The sequence below is a fragment of the Halorubrum miltondacostae genome, assembly GCF_041379815.1.
Classification (GTDB): Archaea; Halobacteriota; Halobacteria; order Halobacteriales; family Haloferacaceae; genus Halorubrum; species Halorubrum miltondacostae.
Window position 1 is genome coordinate 275,742 of sequence record NZ_JBEDNY010000002.1, and the last position, 17,687, is coordinate 293,428.

General features: G+C 66.7%; 21 protein-coding genes. 14 read left to right on the forward strand and 7 right to left on the reverse strand.

Annotation, left to right across the window (positions count from 1 at the left end; genetic code table 11):
* Window positions 1–33: 33 nt before the first annotated feature.
* Entirely contained in the window at window positions 34–462 is a 429-nt protein-coding gene (locus ABNG04_RS06880; RefSeq protein WP_371161208.1) for a hypothetical protein, read from the reverse strand.
* Between the two features lie 279 nt (window positions 463–741).
* On the opposite strand from ABNG04_RS06880, the gene ABNG04_RS06885 reads away from it, so the two are divergent.
* Together ABNG04_RS06885 and ABNG04_RS06890 are read left to right on the forward strand one after the other, a co-directional pair.
* The gene (locus ABNG04_RS06885) at window positions 742–1,008 is read left to right on the forward strand and encodes an AbrB/MazE/SpoVT family DNA-binding domain-containing protein (protein WP_371161210.1); all 267 of its coding nucleotides are present in this window, start codon (window positions 742–744) and stop codon (window positions 1,006–1,008) included.
* Window positions 1,009–1,368, forward strand: coding sequence for a type II toxin-antitoxin system PemK/MazF family toxin (locus ABNG04_RS06890; protein ID WP_371161212.1), 360 nt, complete (start codon window positions 1,009–1,011; stop codon window positions 1,366–1,368).
* Window positions 1,369–1,418: 50 nt separating this feature from the next.
* Here ABNG04_RS06890 and ABNG04_RS06895 read toward each other — a convergent pair whose 3' ends face one another.
* Window positions 1,419–1,877: a DUF8743 domain-containing protein gene (locus ABNG04_RS06895; protein ID WP_371161213.1), complete on the reverse strand. Its 459-nt coding sequence runs from the start codon at window positions 1,875–1,877 to the stop codon at window positions 1,419–1,421.
* Between the two features lie 57 nt (window positions 1,878–1,934).
* On the opposite strand from ABNG04_RS06895, the gene ABNG04_RS06900 reads away from it, so the two are divergent.
* Window positions 1,935–3,002, forward strand: a complete 1,068-nt coding sequence (locus ABNG04_RS06900; RefSeq protein ID WP_371161215.1) for an ABC transporter ATP-binding protein — start codon at window positions 1,935–1,937, stop codon at window positions 3,000–3,002.
* Window positions 2,999–3,853, forward strand: coding sequence for an ABC transporter permease (locus ABNG04_RS06905; RefSeq protein WP_371161216.1), 855 nt, complete (start codon window positions 2,999–3,001; stop codon window positions 3,851–3,853). The genes ABNG04_RS06900 and ABNG04_RS06905 overlap by 4 nt, the downstream gene beginning before the upstream one ends.
* Window positions 3,854–3,880: 27 nt before the next feature.
* Here the strand turns inward: ABNG04_RS06905 and ABNG04_RS06910 are convergent, their stop codons facing one another.
* Window positions 3,881–4,057 carry a hypothetical protein gene (locus tag ABNG04_RS06910; RefSeq protein ID WP_371161218.1) on the reverse strand — a complete coding sequence of 59 codons (177 nt, stop codon included), beginning with the start codon at window positions 4,055–4,057 and terminating at the stop codon, window positions 3,881–3,883.
* Between the two features lie 116 nt (window positions 4,058–4,173).
* Window positions 4,174–4,809: a bifunctional 4-hydroxy-2-oxoglutarate aldolase/2-dehydro-3-deoxy-phosphogluconate aldolase gene (locus ABNG04_RS06915; protein WP_371161220.1), complete on the reverse strand. Its 636-nt coding sequence runs from the start codon at window positions 4,807–4,809 to the stop codon at window positions 4,174–4,176.
* A gap of 194 nt (window positions 4,810–5,003) precedes the next feature.
* Here ABNG04_RS06915 and dgoD point away from each other — a divergent pair, with 194 nt between their 5' ends.
* The 3 genes from dgoD (at window position 5,004) to kdgK1 (ending at window position 8,159) form a co-directional block, all read left to right on the forward strand.
* Window positions 5,004–6,152, forward strand: coding sequence for a galactonate dehydratase (dgoD, locus tag ABNG04_RS06920; protein WP_371161221.1), 1,149 nt, complete (start codon window positions 5,004–5,006; stop codon window positions 6,150–6,152).
* A 43-nt stretch (window positions 6,153–6,195) separates the two neighbouring features.
* On the forward strand, window positions 6,196–7,044 hold the full coding sequence (locus ABNG04_RS06925; protein ID WP_371161223.1) for an SDR family NAD(P)-dependent oxidoreductase: 849 nt from the start codon (window positions 6,196–6,198) through the stop codon (window positions 7,042–7,044).
* Window positions 7,045–7,202: 158 nt separating this feature from the next.
* Window positions 7,203–8,159 (forward strand): bifunctional 2-dehydro-3-deoxygluconokinase/2-dehydro-3-deoxygalactonokinase, encoded by a 957-nt coding sequence (gene kdgK1 / locus ABNG04_RS06930; RefSeq protein WP_371161225.1) that lies wholly within the window; start codon window positions 7,203–7,205, stop codon window positions 8,157–8,159.
* Window positions 8,160–8,204: 45 nt separating this feature from the next.
* On the opposite strand, the gene ABNG04_RS06935 is transcribed toward kdgK1, so the two are convergent.
* A complete protein-coding gene (locus ABNG04_RS06935; protein ID WP_371161227.1) occupies window positions 8,205–8,654 on the reverse strand; it encodes an acyl-CoA thioesterase in 450 nt (149 codons plus the stop codon).
* A 181-nt stretch (window positions 8,655–8,835) separates the two neighbouring features.
* Here ABNG04_RS06935 and ABNG04_RS06940 point away from each other — a divergent pair, with 181 nt between their 5' ends.
* The 6 genes from ABNG04_RS06940 (at window position 8,836) to ABNG04_RS06965 (ending at window position 14,854) form a co-directional block, all read left to right on the forward strand.
* Window positions 8,836–10,464 (forward strand): methyl-accepting chemotaxis protein, encoded by a 1,629-nt coding sequence (locus tag ABNG04_RS06940; protein ID WP_371161229.1) that lies wholly within the window; start codon window positions 8,836–8,838, stop codon window positions 10,462–10,464.
* Window positions 10,457–11,218, forward strand: a complete 762-nt coding sequence (locus ABNG04_RS06945) for a hypothetical protein (RefSeq protein WP_371161230.1) — start codon at window positions 10,457–10,459, stop codon at window positions 11,216–11,218. Before ABNG04_RS06940 ends, ABNG04_RS06945 begins: the two co-directional genes overlap by 8 nt.
* Window positions 11,219–11,692: 474 nt before the next feature.
* Window positions 11,693–12,637, forward strand: a complete 945-nt coding sequence (locus tag ABNG04_RS06950; protein WP_371161231.1) for a hypothetical protein — start codon at window positions 11,693–11,695, stop codon at window positions 12,635–12,637.
* Window positions 12,638–12,901: 264 nt separating this feature from the next.
* A complete protein-coding gene (locus tag ABNG04_RS06955; protein WP_371161233.1) occupies window positions 12,902–13,180 on the forward strand; it encodes a DUF7827 domain-containing protein in 279 nt (92 codons plus the stop codon).
* A gap of 189 nt (window positions 13,181–13,369) precedes the next feature.
* Window positions 13,370–13,924, forward strand: coding sequence for a hypothetical protein (locus ABNG04_RS06960; RefSeq protein ID WP_371161235.1), 555 nt, complete (start codon window positions 13,370–13,372; stop codon window positions 13,922–13,924).
* Between the two features lie 75 nt (window positions 13,925–13,999).
* Entirely contained in the window at window positions 14,000–14,854 is an 855-nt protein-coding gene (locus ABNG04_RS06965; protein WP_371161237.1) for a BGTF surface domain-containing protein, read from the forward strand.
* 336 nt (window positions 14,855–15,190) lie between these two features.
* Here the strand turns inward: ABNG04_RS06965 and ABNG04_RS06970 are convergent, their stop codons facing one another.
* Window positions 15,191–15,805, reverse strand: coding sequence for a TetR/AcrR family transcriptional regulator (locus ABNG04_RS06970; protein ID WP_371161239.1), 615 nt, complete (start codon window positions 15,803–15,805; stop codon window positions 15,191–15,193).
* Between the two features lie 139 nt (window positions 15,806–15,944).
* Complete coding sequence (locus ABNG04_RS06975) at window positions 15,945–16,118, reverse strand: hypothetical protein (protein ID WP_371161241.1); 174 nt, start codon at window positions 16,116–16,118, stop codon at window positions 15,945–15,947.
* Window positions 16,119–16,569: 451 nt separating this feature from the next.
* Between ABNG04_RS06975 and ABNG04_RS06980 the strand changes: the two genes are divergently transcribed.
* Window positions 16,570–17,685, forward strand: coding sequence for a COG1361 S-layer family protein (locus ABNG04_RS06980; protein WP_371161242.1), 1,116 nt, complete (start codon window positions 16,570–16,572; stop codon window positions 17,683–17,685).
* Window positions 17,686–17,687 lie beyond the last annotated feature (2 nt).

Sequence of the window (17,687 nt, forward strand, 5' to 3'; positions counted from 1 at the left end):
GAGTCACGAACTCACGTTGGCTGTGCTCGTCTCTCACTTCACGACGATCTCTGACTGTGTGAACACCGTTCCGCCCTCTATCGGATTTGGAGTTACAATACCGACGCTGTACGTCCCCGGGACCCTCGGCGCGGTCTCCAGCGACACCTCCGTCATCTCCGGGGTGTACTCCTTGGACTCGCCGTCTCCCTCTGGTGGCGCGAGCCGGATCCGAGACCCCTCCCACTCGGACTCGTGATCTTTGAGTCGTAGTGTAAACACCAGCGAGCCCAATCGCGGAAGGACACCCGGCTCGATGTGGACGCTCGCAGACGCGACTGGTCCCTCGTCGGACACCGAAATTACTTCGAGCGCCGACTCCCGTTTGGTTGACTGAGAGCCGAGACATCCACTCGACGCCACTGCGAGCGCCGCAACGCCGATTCCCCGACGACTCACTGTGATATTCGTATCAGCGGTCACACGGCTCTCCCCGGCTGTGAACGTATCATGCTTCCATATTGTACAACTTTCGCGGATACGCTCCTCACAGTTGGGCCGCTGTCTGCGCCGTAATAAGTATTTTCTGGCAGTTGACGACGTTCGACTGCTGTTCCACTCTCAGTAAATCTGCGATCTCGACCTGCCAATCAGGTATCCACCCGGTCGCGTAGCCCCGACAGCAGATGACGCCTCCGTGATGACCGCCGACTGAGGGCCCCCATCGAATTGTTCACCAGTATGAATATGATATGAATGTGTATGAGCAAAGATGAACGTCGGAAGATTGGGGAGCGAAGTCAGGTAACCATCCCGAAGGAGCTCAGAGAACGGTTCGGACCCGTGGGCGGCGACGATGTTGTGATCCGCGAAGAGGCGGGGCAGCTCGTCATCGAGCGCGCGGTCACTCGCGAGGAATTGGCTGAGGGATATCGCCGACGGGCTCAGCGGACCGGCGAACTTGCCGAGCAACTAGAGGGCATCTCGACAGAGGCGAACGACCACCTCGGCGACAGCCCGGACTGGTAGATGGCTACATCTGTCAATCGCGGGGACATCGTTATCGTCGAACTCGATCCGACCGAAGGGTCTGAACAGCGAGGGACGCGTCCGTATCTCGTCGTCCAGAATGATGTCGGGAATGCGAACGCACCGACGACGATCGTCGTTCCGTTCACCACCTCGTTCGGCGAACAGCGCTATCCGTTCGAGGTGTTCGTCCCGGCCGACGAGTGTGCGCTTCGGGAGGATTCGGTCGCACTCTGTAGTCAGATTCAAACTGTCTCCATTGAGCACCGCATTACCGAGAACCTCGGATCGCTACCGCAAGAGCGGATGGACGAGGTCGATACCGCACTCGAGTACAGCCTCGGGCTCACGGTGATCTGATCGAAAGTAGTGATGCGTTGCCACCTACTTCACGGGTTTCGGTCGGCTGATCACGTCTCCGCCCGGTCGCGCAGCTCTGACAACGTCGCCGCCTCGCGGAGGTCGGCGACGGTACAGTACCACGCGCCGCGCACGCCGTTCAGGTCGTTCTCGACGGGACTATCGAGCGGTACGAGCTCGTCGAACTCGAAGACGACCACAACGCGCTCCTCCGAGAACGGGTCGATGAGCGCGGCCCAGTCCGCCTCGCCCATCGGGCCCGGCTCGCCGCGTGTCTGCTCGGTCCGGGCGTCGACGCGGGCGTAGTGGGTGATCGCCGACACCGGCGCGGTCCGATAGAATGCCATGTACGCGAAGTCGGCGCGGGTGCGGTCGTACGAGCGGGGCGCGGGGTAAAAGCCCGCGCGGCAGCGCTCGAAAGTGTCCGGCTGCGTCGCGACGACGCAGACCCGGGCGTCGTCCGGCGCGTCGTCGTCGGGGGCGTCGGCGGCGAAGCGGTCGAGGTCCACACGTGGGATCACTGGCGAGCGCGGATATATCCGCCGCCGGCGCGTATTGGGGGGTAGATGGCACGGAGCGCGACGAGCGCGCGCGGCGGTCCCCGCGAGCGCGACGAGACGGACGCGGCACGCGGCGAGGAGTCGCCCGCTGACCGGTCGGGCCCGCCGGCCCTCGCGGTCGACGGGCTCACAAAGCGGTTCGGCGAGGGCGGCGACGCGGTGACCGCGGTCGACGACGTGAGCCTCACAGTCGAGCGCGGCTCTGTCGTCGGCCTGCTCGGACCGAACGGCGCGGGCAAGACGACGCTGATCAAGTGCGCTCTCGGGATCGTCGTCCCCGACGCGGGGTCGGTCCGGGTGTTCGGCAACGACGTGCGCGACGGCCGCCGCGCGGCGTACGCCGACGTGGACGCGATGCTAGAGGGCGCGCGCAACGACTACTGGCGGCTCACAGTCCGGGAGAACCTCCGGTACTTCGCAACGATCAGCGGGGTCGACCCCGATTCCGTGGCGGCGCGGCACGACCGGCTGCTCGACCGGCTCGACCTGGCTGACAAGGCCGACACGGCGGTCCGCGACCTCTCGCGGGGGATGAAACAGAAGGTGTCGCTGGCGAGCGTGCTGGCGGGGGGCGCGGAGCTCGTCTTCTTAGACGAGCCGACGCTCGGGCTCGATGTCGAGAGCGCGCGGACGCTCCGCGCGGAGCTGCGCCGGCTGGCGGTCGAGGAGGGGCTCACCATCGTTGTCAGCAGCCATGACATGACGACAATCGAGGCGGTGTGCGACCGCGTCGTCATGCTGTCGAACGGGCGGATCGTCGCGGACGACAGCGTCGAGGCGCTGCTCGACACCGCCGATCGCGACGCCGTCCGGGTGGCGAGCCCCGACCTCGACGCCGAGACGGTCGCGGGGCTCCGCGAGTCGTTCGAGATCCTCGACGTCGACTACGACGCGGGCCCGCCCGCGGTGACGGTCGCGGCCGGCGGCGACCGCTTCTACGACTTGGCCGACGCGCTCCGCGCGGCCGGCGTCACCGTCTCGGACGTCCGCACGGTCCAGCCAGACCTCGAAGAGGTGTTCCTCGAACGCACCGGCACCGCGCCCGACGCCTCCCTCGGGGGTGAGTCGCCGTGAGCACGGATGCGACGCCGCCGGAGGAGCCGGCGACCGAAGGGACCGGCGACGCGGCGCGGGCCGGCGACGAACCCCGGCCGGCCAGCTACTACCACCTGGCGCGGGCAGTGCTGTATCGCGAGTTCCTCATCTTCGTGCGGTACCCGGCCAACGCGATCGGCGGGATCGTGGTGTCGCTGTTCTTCTTCGGGGCGCTGTTCCTCGGCGGGCAGCTGCTCGCCGGGCAGGCGCTCACCGACTCGATCGAGGGGATCGTCGTCGGCTACTTCCTGTGGACGCTGTCGGTAGGCGCGTACTCGTCGGTGTCGAACGACATCGGCAGTGAGGTACAGTGGGGGACCCTCGAACGCCACATCACCACGCCGTTCGGCTTCGCGCCCGTCGCGCTGCTGAAGGGGGTCGCGAAAGTGGTGCGCACCTTCGTCACGAGCGCGGTGATCCTCGCCGCGATGCTCCTCATCACCGGCACGCGGCTCAGCCTCGCCCCGGTCACCGTGGTCACCGTCGCGGGGCTGTCGATCGTCTCCGTGCTCGGCCTCGGCTTCGCCGCCGGCGGCGTGACAGTGCTGTACAAACGGATCGGCAACTGGCTCAACCTGCTCCAGTTTGGGTTCGTGGCGCTCATTTCCGCGCCCGTCTTCGACCTGCCGTGGACGCGGGTGCTCCCGCTGGCGCACGGCAGCGCCATGCTCCAGCGCGCGATGGTCGACGGGGTGCGGCTGTGGGAGTTCCCGCTCGCCGACTTGGCGCTGCTCGTCGCCGTCGCGCTCGGCTACCTGTTCGGCGGCTACCTCGTCTTCCAGTACGCCACGGCGCGCGCCCGGCGGCTCGGCGTGCTCGGCGACTACTGAGTGGCCCGCCGCGGCCGCCGCGGCCGTCTACCCAGACGCGTCGGTGTCGGCGGCCGTCAACACGGCGTAGACCATCGCCACCGGTATCGCCGCGCCGAGCGCGCCGGTCGGGACGACCGACCGCGGCGCGCCCACGAGCAGCAGTCCGACCGCGACGCCGGCCGCCGCGCCGCTGGCGAGGAGTATCGCCCCAGATCTCCGCATATCCGAACGACGACCGCGGAGGGGTATGTACGTGCCGGGTCTGCGACTCTCGGGGCGCGGTCGTCGCCGCCGCGGTCGCCGCCCACGTTTCACTTCCGCACGGCCGACTTCTCGCGTCAGTCCCGCGCGGTCGCCACCGCCTCTACCACCGCCCGCGCGTTCGCGGCGATCCGGTCGTACTCGCCGGCCTCGACGGCGTCGTGGTCGACGATGGCGCTCCCGACGCCGACGGCCGCCGCGCCGGCCTCGACGTACGCCCCCGCGTTGTCGGCGCTCACGCCACCGGTCGGGACGAGCGGGATCTGCGGGAGCGGCCCGCCGAGCGCCGCGACGTGGGCGGGGCCGCCGGTCTTCGCGGGGAACACCTTCACGAAGTCGGCGCCCGCCTCGAACGCGTCGAGCGCCTCGGTCGGCGTGTACGCCCCGGCCGCGATCGGCGTGCCGTACCGGTTCGCGGTGCGGATGACCGCTCTGTTCACCGTCGGCGTGACGACGAACTCCGCGCCGGCGAGCTGGGCCGCCCGGGCCGTCTCCGGGTCGAGGACGGTGCCGACCCCGACCGCGGCGTCGACGCGGTCCGCCACCGCCTCGATGGCCGCCGTGACGTCCGGCGTGTCCGCGGTTATCTCCAGGGCCGTCACGCCGCCCTCCATGACCGCCGCGGCGACGTCCGGGGCGTCCTCGACGCTCACGCCGCGGAGGATGGCGATCACGCCCGTCTCTGCGATCCGCTCGGCGCTGTCTGGTCGCATGGCGGCCCTCCGCCGCCGAGGCTCTTAAATCGGGCTCGTTCGGTGACCGGAGCGATCGTCTCGACCCACCGACCACTCCGCCCCGACTTGCCGACCACTCCGCCCCGACCCGCCGACTGCTCCGACCCGACCCGCCGACCGTCCCGTTTTTAATTGGCTCCAGCCGTTGTCGACACCACGGAACCGACCAGACAATGTACATCACCGACTACGAACTGTTCGAGGTCCCGCCCCGGTGGCTCTTCTTGAAGCTGACGACCAGCGACGGCGCGGTCGGATGGGGGGAGCCGGTCGTCGAGGGCCGGGCCCGGACGGTCGCGACCGCGGTCGAAGAGCTGCTCGACAACTACCTGCTGGGCGAGGACCCGACGCGGATCGAGGACCACTGGCAGACGATGTACCGCGGGGGCTTCTACCGGGGCGGCCCCGTCCTGATGAGCGCCATCGCGGGGATCGACCAGGCGCTGTGGGACCTGAAGGGGAAGCAGTTCGGCGCCCCGGTCCACGAGCTGCTCGGCGGCCGCGCCCGCGACCGCGTCCGCGTCTACCAGTGGATCGGCGGGGACCGCCCGGCCGACGTGGGCGAGGCCGCCCGCGAGAAGGTCGACGCGGGCTTCTCCGCCCTGAAGATGAACGCCACCGCGGAGCTCCGCGCCGTCGACACGCCCGCGGCGGTGACCGACGCCGTCGACCGCATCGCGGCGGTCAGGGAGGCGGTCGGCGACGAGGTGGACATCGGCGTCGACTTCCACGGCCGCGTGTCGAAGCCGATGGCCCGGCGGCTGGCGGCGGCGCTCGAACCGTACGACCCGATGTTCGTCGAGGAACCGGTGTTGCCCGAGAACAACGACGCGCTGCCGGCGATCAGGGCGTCGACGACCGTCCCGATCGCCACCGGCGAGCGGATGTACTCCCGGTGGGATTTCAAGGAGGTGCTCGAGGCAGACGCCGTCGACGTGATCCAGCCGGACGTCTCGCACGCTGGCGGCATCACCGAGGTGAAGAAGATCGCCTCGATGGCCGAGGCGTACGACGTGTCGCTCGCGCCGCACTGCCCGCTCGGGCCGATCGCGCTCGCCTCGTGTCTCCAGGTCGACGCCTGTACGCCGAACGCGCTCATCCAGGAGCAGTCGCTCGACATCCACTACAACGAGACGAGCGACGTGTTGGACTACCTCGCCGACCCGTCCGTGTTCGACTACGAGGAGGGGTTCGTCGATATCCCGGACGGCGACGGGCTCGGTATCGAGATCGACGAGGACCACGTCCGCGAGCAGGCGGGCGACGTCGACTGGCACAACCCCGTCTGGCGGCATCCGGACGGCTCGGTCGCGGAGTGGTGACGATGCGGGGATTCACCCGGCGCGGGCAATCGGGAGGAGAGCGATGACCCGACGCCACGACTCGCCGCGCGAACACGCCGTGCCCGGCCGCTTCGCCGGACAGACGGCGATCGTGACGGGCTCGACTCGCGGCATCGGCGCGGGGATCGCGGAGCGGCTGGCCGCCGAGGGCGCGAACGTCGTCGTCAGCGGCCGGAGCGAGGACGCCGGCGAAGCGGTCGTCGAACGGATCGACGAGGCGACCGGCGATGACGCTGGCGACGCGGTCTTCGTCCGTGCGGACATGCGCGACTCCGAGGACGTCGCCGCGCTCGCGGAGGCGGCCGTCGCGGAGTACGGCTCGCTTGACGTGCTCGTGAACAACGCCGGTGTCCAGACCGAGACCGCGGCCGACGAGGCGTCGCTCGACGACTGGGCGTTCGTCGTGGAGACGGACTTCCGGGCGTACTGGCTGGCGGCGCGGGCGGCGCTCGACCACATGGACCGGGGCGCGATCGTGAACGTCTCGTCGAACCACGCGCACGCGACGATGCCGAAGCACTTCCCGTACAACGCGGTGAAGGCCGGGATCAACGGAATGACGCGGTCGCTCGCCGTCGACTTCGGCCCCCGCGTCCGGGTGAACACGGTCGTCCCCGGCTGGGTGGAGATCGAGCGCACCCGCGACGAGGTCCCCGAGGGCCGGTTCGAGGAGGTGGAGTCGATCCACCCGACCGGGCGCATCGGCACGCCGAGCGACGTCGCTGGGGCGGTCTCGTTCCTCGCGAGCGAGGACGCCGCGTACGTCACCGGTTCGGCGCTGCTCGTCGACGGCGGCCGCGGCGCGGTGCTTCAGGACGACGTGCTCCCCGACTATCGGGCGCGCGAGGGCCCCGCCGAAGACGGGGCGTGACCCGCCTGAATCGGCTCCTCGGTACACCCTCACACGTCAGCGCGGCCCGGATCGCCGCCTCCGTCCGACTCGCCGGCGCGGACCGCGATCGCTTTTACGCACCCGCCGTCAGGGTCGAGTATGAGTCCATTCGACGTCCGCGGCGTGAGGTGGGCGGTATGACCGACCTCGTGACCTTCGGCGAGACGATGCTCCGGCTGTCGCCGCCGCGCGGCGAGCGACTGGAGACGACGCGCGAGCTGGCCGTCCAGGCCGGCGGCGCGGAGAGCAACGTCGCGGTCGGTGCGTCGCGGCTCGGCGTCGACGCCGCGTGGCTCTCGAAGCTCCCGAACTCGCCGCTCGGCCGGCGGGTGACGAGCGAGCTCCGCAGCCACGGGGTCAGCCCCGGGGTGGCGTGGACCGACCCGGCGGAGAGCCGCGTCGGGACGTACTACCTCGAACACGGCGGCGTCCCGCGCGGGACGAACGTGATCTACGACCGTGCGGACGCCGCGATCACGACGGCCGAGCCCGACGAGCTCCCCGTGGAGACGCTGACGGGCGCGCGGTGGTTCCACACGACGGGTATCACGCCAGCGCTGTCGCCGACCGCCGCGGCCACGACGACCGCGCTGTTGCGCCGCGCCGGCGGGGCGGGCGTCACGCGATCGTTCGACCTCAACTACCGATCGAAGCTGTGGGATCCCGCCGAGGCGCGCGACGCCTACGCGGCCCTCTTCGAGCACGTCGACGTGCTGTTCGTCCCGCGCCGCGACGCGCGCGAGGTGCTCGACCGCGACGGCACCGCCGTCGAGATCGCCCACGGGCTCGCCACCGACCACGGCTTCGAGACGGTGGTCGTCACCCGCGGCGACGAGGGAGCGCTGGCGCTCACGGACGGCGACGTGTACGAGCAGCCGGTGTTCGAGGCGGAGACGGTCGACGCCATCGGCACCGGCGACGCGTTCGTCGCCGGCTTCGTCGCCGAGCGACTCCGCGGCGGCGACGTCTCCGACGCCTTGGAGTGGGGTGCGGCGACCGCAGCCGTGAAACGGACGACCGACGGCGACCTCGCCGTCACGACCCGCGCGGAGGTCGCCTCCGTGGTCGACGGCGGCGACGAGATCAGCCGCTGAGGCGCGTCGGGCGCGTTCGCTTGAAGCGTGGACGCGGCCGTCGGCTCAGCGGTCGTCGTCCGGCTCGGCCGCGAGCGCCTCGTCCCGGAGTTCGCGGCAGCGCTCGCCCGCGACCTCCAGCTCGGGGACGGGCGTGGGATCCCCGTCGGCGTCGACGGCGACGAACACGAAGTACGACTCCGTGGTGAGCTCGCGCTCGCCCGTGCGCGGCGACTCGCGGTAGGCGCGGATTCGCGTCCGGAGGCTCGTCCGCCCGACCGCGTACACGTACGACTCGATGACGCAGGTGTCGCCCTGCGGCACCGGCCGCTTGAAGTCGAGGTCGTTGATCTTGGCCGTGACGCAGGTCTCGCCGGCGGCGCGCATCGCCGACATCGCGCCGATCTCGTCCATCCACTTGACGACGTTTCCCCCGTGGGCCGACGCGTAGTTGTTGGTGTGGGTCGGCTGGACGCGCTGGCGGTTCTCGATGTAGGTCTCGCTGACGCTGGGCATGGATAGAGGTGGCACGGCCGAGGGAAAAGCCCGCGCCCCGACGCGACTGAGGGAGCGCAGTCGCTCGACTTTTGCCCTGCGGCCGCGCTACCGGCGGCTCGCGCGCCCGCTTCTTCGATTATCGATAGCAGTAATTTTATCTTTACTCCTAAGTAGGTCGACTTTCACGCTCCGATCATCTATGCTGAACGTAATCACCGGGCGGTACGGGCGACGCGTCGGGGCGGCGGTGCTCCTGACGCTCGTCATCACCCTCGGGTTCGTCGGCCTCTTCGCCGGCCACGTCGCGACGGTCGGGACGCCGACGGCGGCGACCGCGTCGCTCATCGGGATCAGCGTCGTCCTCACGCTGAACCTGGGGCTGTTGGGAATCGTCATGGTCGGCAACGTCGCCGTCGAGCTCCGGCGGCTGACGCAGACGGCCGAGGCGGTCGGCCGCGGCGAGTTTGACGCGAGTGCGAGCTCCGACCGCGGTGACGAAATCGGGCGCCTGTTCGACGCCTTCGACGACACCCGGCGGTCGCTGCGGGACGCGGTCGCCGAGTCCGACCGCGCCAAATCCGAGGCGGAGGAGGCCCGCGAGGAGGCCGAGGAGCTCTCCGAGACCCTGCTCGACCGCGCCGACGAGATCGGCGGCGCGATGGAGCGGGCGGCCGACGGCGACCTCTCGCGGCAGCTCTCCGAGGAGAGCGAGGTCGACGCGATCGAGCGCATCACCACCGCGTACAACGAGATGACCGGCGGGCTCTCGACAACGATCGAGAACATCCAGACGTTCGCGGGCGACGTGGAGGCGACGAGCGAGGAGATGGCCGCCGAGGCCGACGACGTCGCCGAGATGAATCAGGAGGTGGCCGCCGAGATGCGGACGCTCGCCGACGAGTTGGACGAGCAGACCGACCGGTTACGCGAGACGGCCGCCGACACGGACGACTTCTCGGCGACCGTCGAGGAGATCGCTTCCACCACTGACGAGGTGGCGGGCGACGCGAGCGCCGCGGCCGAGCTCGGCGCGGAGGGCGAGCGGCGGGCGACCGAGGCGGTCGAGGCGATCGTCGCCATCGGCGACCTGCTCGCGGAGCTCGACGACCTCGTCGCCGGCCTCGACGACCGGATGGACGGCGTCGCCGAGACCACCGACGTGATCGCCGACATCGCCGAGCAGACCAACATCCTCGCGCTCAACGCCTCGATCGAGGCGTCGCGGGCGGGCGGCGACGGCGACGGCTTCGCGGTCGTCGCGGACGAAGTGAAGGGGCTCGCCGAGGAGACGCGCGCGTCCACCACGGAAATCGAGGCGACGATCGGCGAGGTGACCGAGGACGTCTCCGCGGTCGCCGGCGAGATGGACCGCACGATGACGGAACTCGACGACACGACCGCCGCAGTTCAAGCGGCGGGCGAGGCGATCGAGGAGCTCACCGGCACCGTCGAGGATGTCGACGTCGCGATGGGTGACATCGCGCGGGCGACCGACGAGGGCGCCGAGGGGATCGAGTCGGTCGCGGCCCGCGTCGAGGAGGTCCACAGCTCGGCGACCGCCGCAGCCGACCGCGCGCGGACGCTGGCCGAGACCGCCGACACCACCGCCGAGACAGTCGGCGACCTCGCGGAGACGGCGACGGCACTCTCGGAGCGGACCGCCTCGCTCACCGAGCGGCTCGATCAGTTCGAGACGCGCGAGGCGGCCGCGATTGACGAGGGAGCCGCACACGACGAGGGCGACGCGACGCCCGCGACTGCGACCGCGACCGAGACGCAGCCGGCGGATCCGGCGGCCGCCGACGCGGAGGTGAGCGCCGATGATTGAGCCGTCGTCGATCCGGTTCGTCTCCGCGGGCCTGTACGCCATTTCCGCGGTCGTGCTGCTGGTGCTCACGAGCCGCAAGCCCGTCGCCCTGCGGCGCTACTGCTACCCGTTCGTCGGTGTCGTCGGCCTCGCGAGCATCGGCTTGGGCATGTGGGCGGCCGGCATCGGAACGTTCTCGGTCGCCAGCGGTACGCTGGAGGGCGGTCAGCTGCTCACCGACTACGTGGCGTACCCGTTCCTGTTCGGGTTCGCGGCGTTCGTCTCGGGGGCGGCGCGACGGTACGTCGGCGGCGTGGTCGCGCTCACCGCGCTCATGCGGCTGGGCTACGACGTCGCCGAGGTGTTCGAGGGGTCGCTCGCGCTGGCCGGTACCGGGAGTATCCTCGTGGGCTACGTCGTGTTGCTCGCGCTGTTCTTTGGACCGCTCGCGAGCGTGGCGGCCGCGCAGCCGCCCGCCCGCGAACTCTTCTTCAAGAAGACGCGGAACCTCGCGCTGTTCGCGTTCGGCGTGTTGATCGGGTGGGCGATGTTCCAGATCGCCGGCCTGCTCGACACGTTCACCGGCACGGTGACGCTGGAGTACCTCGACATCCTCCTGCGGGTCGGCTTCGCCGGCTTCGTGTTCGCGAACGTGGAGACGCTGTCGGCGGAGGTAGAAGCCGGAAGTGACGGGAACGTCGGCGGCGACGGCGCCCCCAACACCGCCGCTGACCGTACCGCGCCAGCGAGTTCGAACCCGCGGAGCGCGGACTGAATCGACTCTTTTTATACCAAGCCGCGATCTGACGACACCCCCGTCGCTCGGATCCAAATCCGAAAACGGCCGTCTCAGGTCCTCAGATGCCTGTGAAACACATTAACACACTTCGACGAACCAAACAAAGAATTTATACTGACCACTTTAACGGTTGGGCGCAGCCCCTACCCCATAATACAACACTACACAAGTAATCCGAGTCGAGTCCGGTTGCCCTTCGATGGCGATGTTGGTGACGACGAACGGACGATCGAGACGCGGACAAAGCAGGCTGTCGCGACGCAGAACACAACAACACACAATGACAAACGACAATAACACACGCAAGAAGGCTAACGCAGTCTTCTTCGCCGCTGTCATGGTCCTTCCATGGTTGCGGCCGGCTTTGCTGCCGCTCCTGCGGCAGCAACCCTTGGATCTGGGGACATTAGCGCCGCTAGTGCCCAGAGTGTCACTGCCGGAAGTCCGGCAGTGAACCAGACAGTATCGTTCGATGTCGATGTTGCCGCGGGCAATGTCGAACAGGTTAACATTGATGTCAGTGTCGGCAACGTTGAGAAGGTAAGCGCCTCTCTGAGCGGTTCGACTGACATCGCACTCGAGAACACCACGTACGACTCGTCGGCTGATGAGGTTCGACTGAACTTCTCCTCACCGTCGAGCGCTACCACTACACTCGACACTGTTGATGTTGTGCTTACCCACGACCTCAGCAGCGTCAAATCGCCGGCCAATGGTCTCTCGTACACTATTAGTGCGGAAGATGGCGCGGCGACGGCCTCGCCGAGCTTTGACCTCGTCGGTGTGGACGAGACCTTCGTCCCCACTCCGGTGACTGAAGATAACAACGACAGCATTGACGTGGACGTGTTCACGGACACCACTAGTTCCGCAACCACGTCCGCCGACAACGTCACGTACTTCGTCACTAACGGGACCGACACTCTTAGTGGCTCGCTCCAGAGTTCCGCTGTCTCTACCACCGCTGTTAACGCGACTCTCGATCTGAGCCCTGGCGGAACTACAGGCGCAAACGCCGGGTTCGCAGCTGCGGGCGAGCAGCTCACGCTCCACGTCGTTGGTCAGAGCCCGGACGACCGGCCAACCTCAGCTAACGGCACGGTCTTCCAGACTCAGACAACGTTCACTATCGCTGACGATGGTGACGCGTCTACGACCGGCGGAAACCTCGATGGTAGCCTCTACTGGATCGGCCAAGAGGTTGAGGTTGATGTTAGCAGTGCCTTCTCTCCGGGTGAAACCATCGACATCCGGAGTGTCGAGTCGCGTAGCAGTGGCAACCCGTCCACGACGGGTCAGGCCCGCTCCGTGACTGTCGGTGCCGGTGGTAACATTATCATCGACACTGACCGTTTCCGTGGAGAGGGCTTCTACGTGCTTCGCGGCCCCGGTTGAGACTTCTTCCAGAACGGTGGTTCGACCACCGCGGGGCTGGGCAGTGGCTCCACGGCTGAGTTTGAGATCCTGACGCAGGATCTTACCACGGACTTCGCCGAGGACGAGGCTACCGACAACGAGAAGATTGATGTTGACGTCTCCTCGCTCCGCTCCGAGTTCGACGTTGAGGTCACCGGGACTCTCAACGGCAACGATCTTGAAAACGAGGAACTCAATAACATATTCAACGACGCCGGCTCGAGCACGATCGATAGCGAGACTGTGCTCCTCACCGGCGTCGAGGACGGCGACGCTTCGTTCGTCGCTAACTTCACCGACGTCGACGGCGGCGACTACAGCTTCGACTTCGCTGTCGAAGACAGCACCGCCGAAGACTCCGCCTCGATCAACGTGACCGAGCTCGGTGACGGCGAACTCTCGCTCGACCAGAACGTCTACACCGAACAGCAGGGCGACGTCGCCAACATCACCGTCCAGTTCGAGGGCGACTCTGATGGTGGCTCCCTCGTCATCGGTGACGAAGACGACGTTGGCTACTAGGCGAACGTCTCGCTCGACGCCGACAGTGAGGACGAGGTCGACATCCTGTTCAACTCGCACGCGGCTGGCTCGTCGAGCAATGGCGACGTTGTTCGCCTCGCGAACCCGGGCCAGACCGACGCGTCGATCAGCCTCAGCGACCAGACGACCATCAGCGACATCCTCGCTGACGGCGACTACTCACTGTCCGTGAGCAGCTCGACTGACTTCGCGGACACGCTGGACAGCCCGGACACGCTCGGCACGCTCGTGATCGAAGATCGCAGCGAGCCCACCCAGCAGCTCTGGACGGCCTCTGACAGCACAGTCGACGACATCGTCACCGCGGCCAACGACGATGACGAAGACGTGTTCGCAGAGCTGACCAGCCAGATCGAAGACAACAACGCCACCCAGACCAGCACGGTCGCCGAGGGTGACCAGGTCATCCACCAGCTTGGCGCCGACGGCCTCTCTGGTCTCCTCGACAACGAGAGTACGGATGACGCAACCGCCGCACTCAACGGTGCGCTCGGCAACCCTAACGGTATTGATGGCGAGAACTCGCTGAACCTCCGCGTTCAGCAGACCGACGACTCGACGACCGCCAACCAGGACCCTGTTGAGCTTCAGAGCAACATCACGGGCAACATGACGGTCTTCGCGAACGCGACGACCGACAACATCTACATTGTCTACGACATCGACGACACCGTCGCGGCCGACGGTGACGAGTTCGACGCGCGCTTCCGTGTTCAGGACTAGCGGCTCCTGGACCCCTCGGACAGCGACGTTTCGTCGCTCTCGACCAACGAGCTCCGTAACGAGTACTACCAGAGTGTGACCTCCACGTTCAGCGTGGAAGAGCGTGACTTCGAGTTCGACCAGGACCCGTTCAACGTCTCGAACGCTGAGGGTCAGGTCGTCTCGGGTACGTCGAACGTCGCGCCCGGTACCGAAGTGAATGTTAACGTTCGCTCGGACTCCGGCACGAGCCCGTCGTTCGTCAAGACGGTCGAGAACGTGCGCATCCAGACTGATGGCACGTGGGAGGCCGAGTTCGACTTCAGCGATACGAACGTCGACGACGAGTACACGATCTCGGTCCGGCAGTCGGGCCTGAGCGACAACCCGTCCGTTGACAGCACGGTCGTTGATGCGGTCGAAGAGTCCGCGAACTTCGCGGTCTCCGAGCTGAACCCGCAGGACGTGACCGCGACGGTCGGCGACGCGCTGACCATCACGGCCACGGTCGAGAACACCGGTAACGCCGAGGCCACCCAGACTGTCGAGTTCCGCGTCGGCGGTGACGCGGTCGCCAGTCAGGACGTGACACTCGGTGCCGGCAACAGCACCACCGTCGAGTTCGCGGACGTCGACACGTCCGGTCTTGAGGCTGGTGACTACGAGCACGGCGTCTTCACGGACGACGACGAGCAGACGGCCACGCTCACCCTCGAAGCCGCGGATGACGGGTCCGACGGCTCCGACAGTAGCGACGGGTCCGATGGTTCCGACGGTAGTGACGGTTCCGACGGCTCCGATGGCTCTGACGGCTCCGACGGTTCCGACGGTAGTGACGGATCCGACGGCTCCGACGGCGAGACCGAGGACGGCACGCCCGGCTTCGGTGCGCTCGTCGCACTCGTCGCGCTCATCGCCGCTGCGCTGCTCGCGACCCGCCGCAACGAGTAACATCGTTGCCTGACGGTCGCGACCCGTAGCTCGCAACTATCGGCCCTCGCGGGCCGACCTACACGCGGTCTTCATTTATCCGACGTATTCTTCTTGGGGAGTGACAGCGCTCCGCCCGGAGAAACGCTAAATAATTCGCAGTGTCGCTTTGTGACCGCGTTCGTCCGTTCTCAGCACCGATGTATTCCAAACAGTCACTACTCTAATCGGTTCTCCGCAGTAGCCACGCTGGCTGCGTGCGGAGCTACCGATCCGTTATCCGAAGACTACTCTCTTGAACGTGTGTTCCGCTCGACGCTTCCCGAGTGTCTCGATCGAGAATTCAGTTACCGCAACTCACTCTTCGAACAACCCGTCGACGATCGTCTCGATGAGCGCATCCTCCACTTGGGCGTACTCGACCTCGCCGTCTGTCCCAACGGGCGCATTCCGCGATCGGACTGTGAACACAAGCGAGATGAGCAACCGGTCAATGAGCTCTGGATCATCGTAGCGGAACGTCTCGAGTTGCGCCCACCGTTTCGTAAACGGGAGGTCTGGCCCATCTGGTCGTGGTTCGGTGAACGCTCCCTCGATGTCCAACTCCTCGAGTTGATCTTGGAGCGTTCGCAACTCACCGTCGACGATCAACGCCGAGATAAGCGGGTTCGCTTGGACCTCGTCGAGTGTCGTCTCCAGAAACAGTCGCACCTCTTCGCGCGGCGTCTCTCCCACCGTAACGGCATCAGCGATCTTCTCTTCGAGTCGCTGTCGTTCCACAAGAAGCACCTTGAAATACAGTTCCTCCTTGGAATCAAAAAACTGATAGAACGTACTCGTCCCAATCCCGACCTCCTCCGTTAGGTCACTAACACGGGTCCGTTCGAAGCCGAACTGTGTGAATAGCTCTTGGCCGGCCTCAATTAACTGTGAGCGGATTCGCTCTCTATCGCGGTCAGTAAATCGACTCATTGGCTTCCTATTCCGACCCAATCTGTCGACTGATTTGTCTTCATCGATTGTGGTTTAGAAGTCTAGAAACAATACGTTTATGAATTCGTGGGAGCTTAGTTGAGTACACACCGAATGAAATATTCCGACGAGAAGCTAGCTACATTGCGCGCTGTACCGCACACGCCGACTGGTTGCCGAACAGTGGGGTCGCCCCGATGAACCGGGAGTCGATCTTCACCATCTTCGTGACCACGCTGATGCTCACGAGCGGTACTGTCGGGGCCGCCGCTGCCTTGGCACCATCGAGTTCAGCGGCTGGTGACGCCACCACGACCGACCTCTCGGCGGCATCGCCGATAGGGCCCTCTGCGCAGTCACAGGCTGCGGGTCGGGTTCGTGGCTCCCCGGATCTGTCTGTTGTACTCGCACAGCCCGAGGTTACCGTGGGACGAACCAATCAAGTGACACTTCAGGTAGTCAACGATGGGCAGGTCGACATCGGAACTCCACAAACCCGTGAGGCCGTGACGACCGCCCGAAACGTTCGGCTGAGCGCCGAGGCTGATGACTCGCCGCTTACTGTCGAGACCGGAACGCTCGCATTAGGCGCGGTGACGGAAACGAGACCTCGAGAAGTGCCGATTGGGGTAACCGTACCGAATGGGACTGAACCAGGCAAGTATGAACTTGAAGTTGAGTTAGAGTACTCGTACACATCTCAGTTGTCTGGTAGCGTTAGCTACGACCTGACAGAGACGGTTTCCGCTGACGTCGACGTCGAAGTGAGCAACGACGCTCGGTTCCGGATCGTCGACGTCACGACCGACGCCCAAGTCGGCGACCGAGGGACGCTCGACGCGACGATCAAAAACGTCGGCGCGACCGCTGCGTACGACGCCACCGTGGCGCTCGAATCGTCGAGTTCCGGCCTCGCGCTCGGACAGCGCGCCTCGGACGCGGCGCTGGTCGGGTCGATTGCGCCGGGTGAAGAGGTCACTGTTCCGTACGACGTCTCGTTCACGCCGACGGCCCCGATCCGTGAGTACGCGCTCTCCGGACAGGTGTCGTTCGAGACACCTGACGGAATTCCGCGGGCTGATCAGGGGCTCTCCGCGGGCGTGACACCCCTCAGCGAACAGACGTTCGCGATCGAAGACGTCGAGTCGACGCTCCGCGTCGGCGAAGACGGAGAACTCACTGGGACCGTGGAGAACACCGGGCCCGTCGCGGCAGACAACGTCGTCATCCAGTACGCCGACACCGCCGGGAATCTCATCCCCATCGAACAGACTGCGGCGGTCGGATCGCTCGACTCCGGTGAGTCGACGAGCTTTACACTGCCGCTCTCCGTCGGCGGTACGGCCGAGCCGGGACTCCGAACGATCGACGTCGCGGTCACGTATCGCAACGACGAGGGCGCGACCCGCGCCTACAGCGACGTCGTCGTGAACGCCGGGGTCGCTCCGGAGCGTGACAGCTTCAGCGTTGCCGTCGAAAACCGCAGCATCGATGCCGGCGGGACGCGGACCGTCGAGGTGACCGTGACGAACGAGCTCGGCGAGCCCGCGAGCGACCTCGAAGCGAGGCTGTTCGCGAACGATCCGCTTGAGACCGGCGACACCGACACCGGGTACGTCCAGTCGCTCGGTGCCGGTGAGTCGACGACGATGACGTTCGAACTCTCCACGAAGGACTCGGCCACGCCCGGGAGCACCTACCCAATCTCGCTCGACTTCCGGTACGACGACGTCGACGGTGACAGCCAGCTCTCGGACACCTACCGGGTGCCGATCGAGGTGACCGCCAGCGAGAGCGGCGGGCTTCCGCTCCCGGTCATCCTCCTCGCCGCACTCGTGGTGGGCACCGGCGGGTTGATCGTCTACCGGAGGCGGCAGTAACT

What these genes read in the sequence shown, in the direction of transcription:
- ABNG04_RS06885 (WP_371161210.1), top strand. Translation starts at nt 742, where the DNA reads ATGAGCAAAGATGAACGTCGGAAGATTGGGGAGCGAAGTCAGGTAACC.
- ABNG04_RS06890 (WP_371161212.1), top strand. Translation starts at nt 1,009, where the DNA reads ATGGCTACATCTGTCAATCGCGGGGACATCGTTATCGTCGAACTCGAT.
- ABNG04_RS06900 (WP_371161215.1), top strand. Translation starts at nt 1,935, where the DNA reads ATGGCACGGAGCGCGACGAGCGCGCGCGGCGGTCCCCGCGAGCGCGAC.
- ABNG04_RS06910 (WP_371161218.1), bottom strand. Translation starts at nt 4,057, where the DNA reads ATGCGGAGATCTGGGGCGATACTCCTCGCCAGCGGCGCGGCGGCCGGC.
- ABNG04_RS06915 (WP_371161220.1), bottom strand. Translation starts at nt 4,809, where the DNA reads ATGCGACCAGACAGCGCCGAGCGGATCGCAGAGACGGGCGTGATCGCC.
- dgoD (WP_371161221.1), top strand. Translation starts at nt 5,004, where the DNA reads ATGTACATCACCGACTACGAACTGTTCGAGGTCCCGCCCCGGTGGCTC.
- ABNG04_RS06925 (WP_371161223.1), top strand. Translation starts at nt 6,196, where the DNA reads ATGACCCGACGCCACGACTCGCCGCGCGAACACGCCGTGCCCGGCCGC.
- kdgK1 (WP_371161225.1), top strand. Translation starts at nt 7,203, where the DNA reads ATGACCGACCTCGTGACCTTCGGCGAGACGATGCTCCGGCTGTCGCCG.
- ABNG04_RS06935 (WP_371161227.1), bottom strand. Translation starts at nt 8,654, where the DNA reads ATGCCCAGCGTCAGCGAGACCTACATCGAGAACCGCCAGCGCGTCCAG.
- ABNG04_RS06940 (WP_371161229.1), top strand. Translation starts at nt 8,836, where the DNA reads ATGCTGAACGTAATCACCGGGCGGTACGGGCGACGCGTCGGGGCGGCG.
- ABNG04_RS06945 (WP_371161230.1), top strand. Translation starts at nt 10,457, where the DNA reads ATGATTGAGCCGTCGTCGATCCGGTTCGTCTCCGCGGGCCTGTACGCC.
- ABNG04_RS06970 (WP_371161239.1), bottom strand. Translation starts at nt 15,805, where the DNA reads ATGAGTCGATTTACTGACCGCGATAGAGAGCGAATCCGCTCACAGTTA.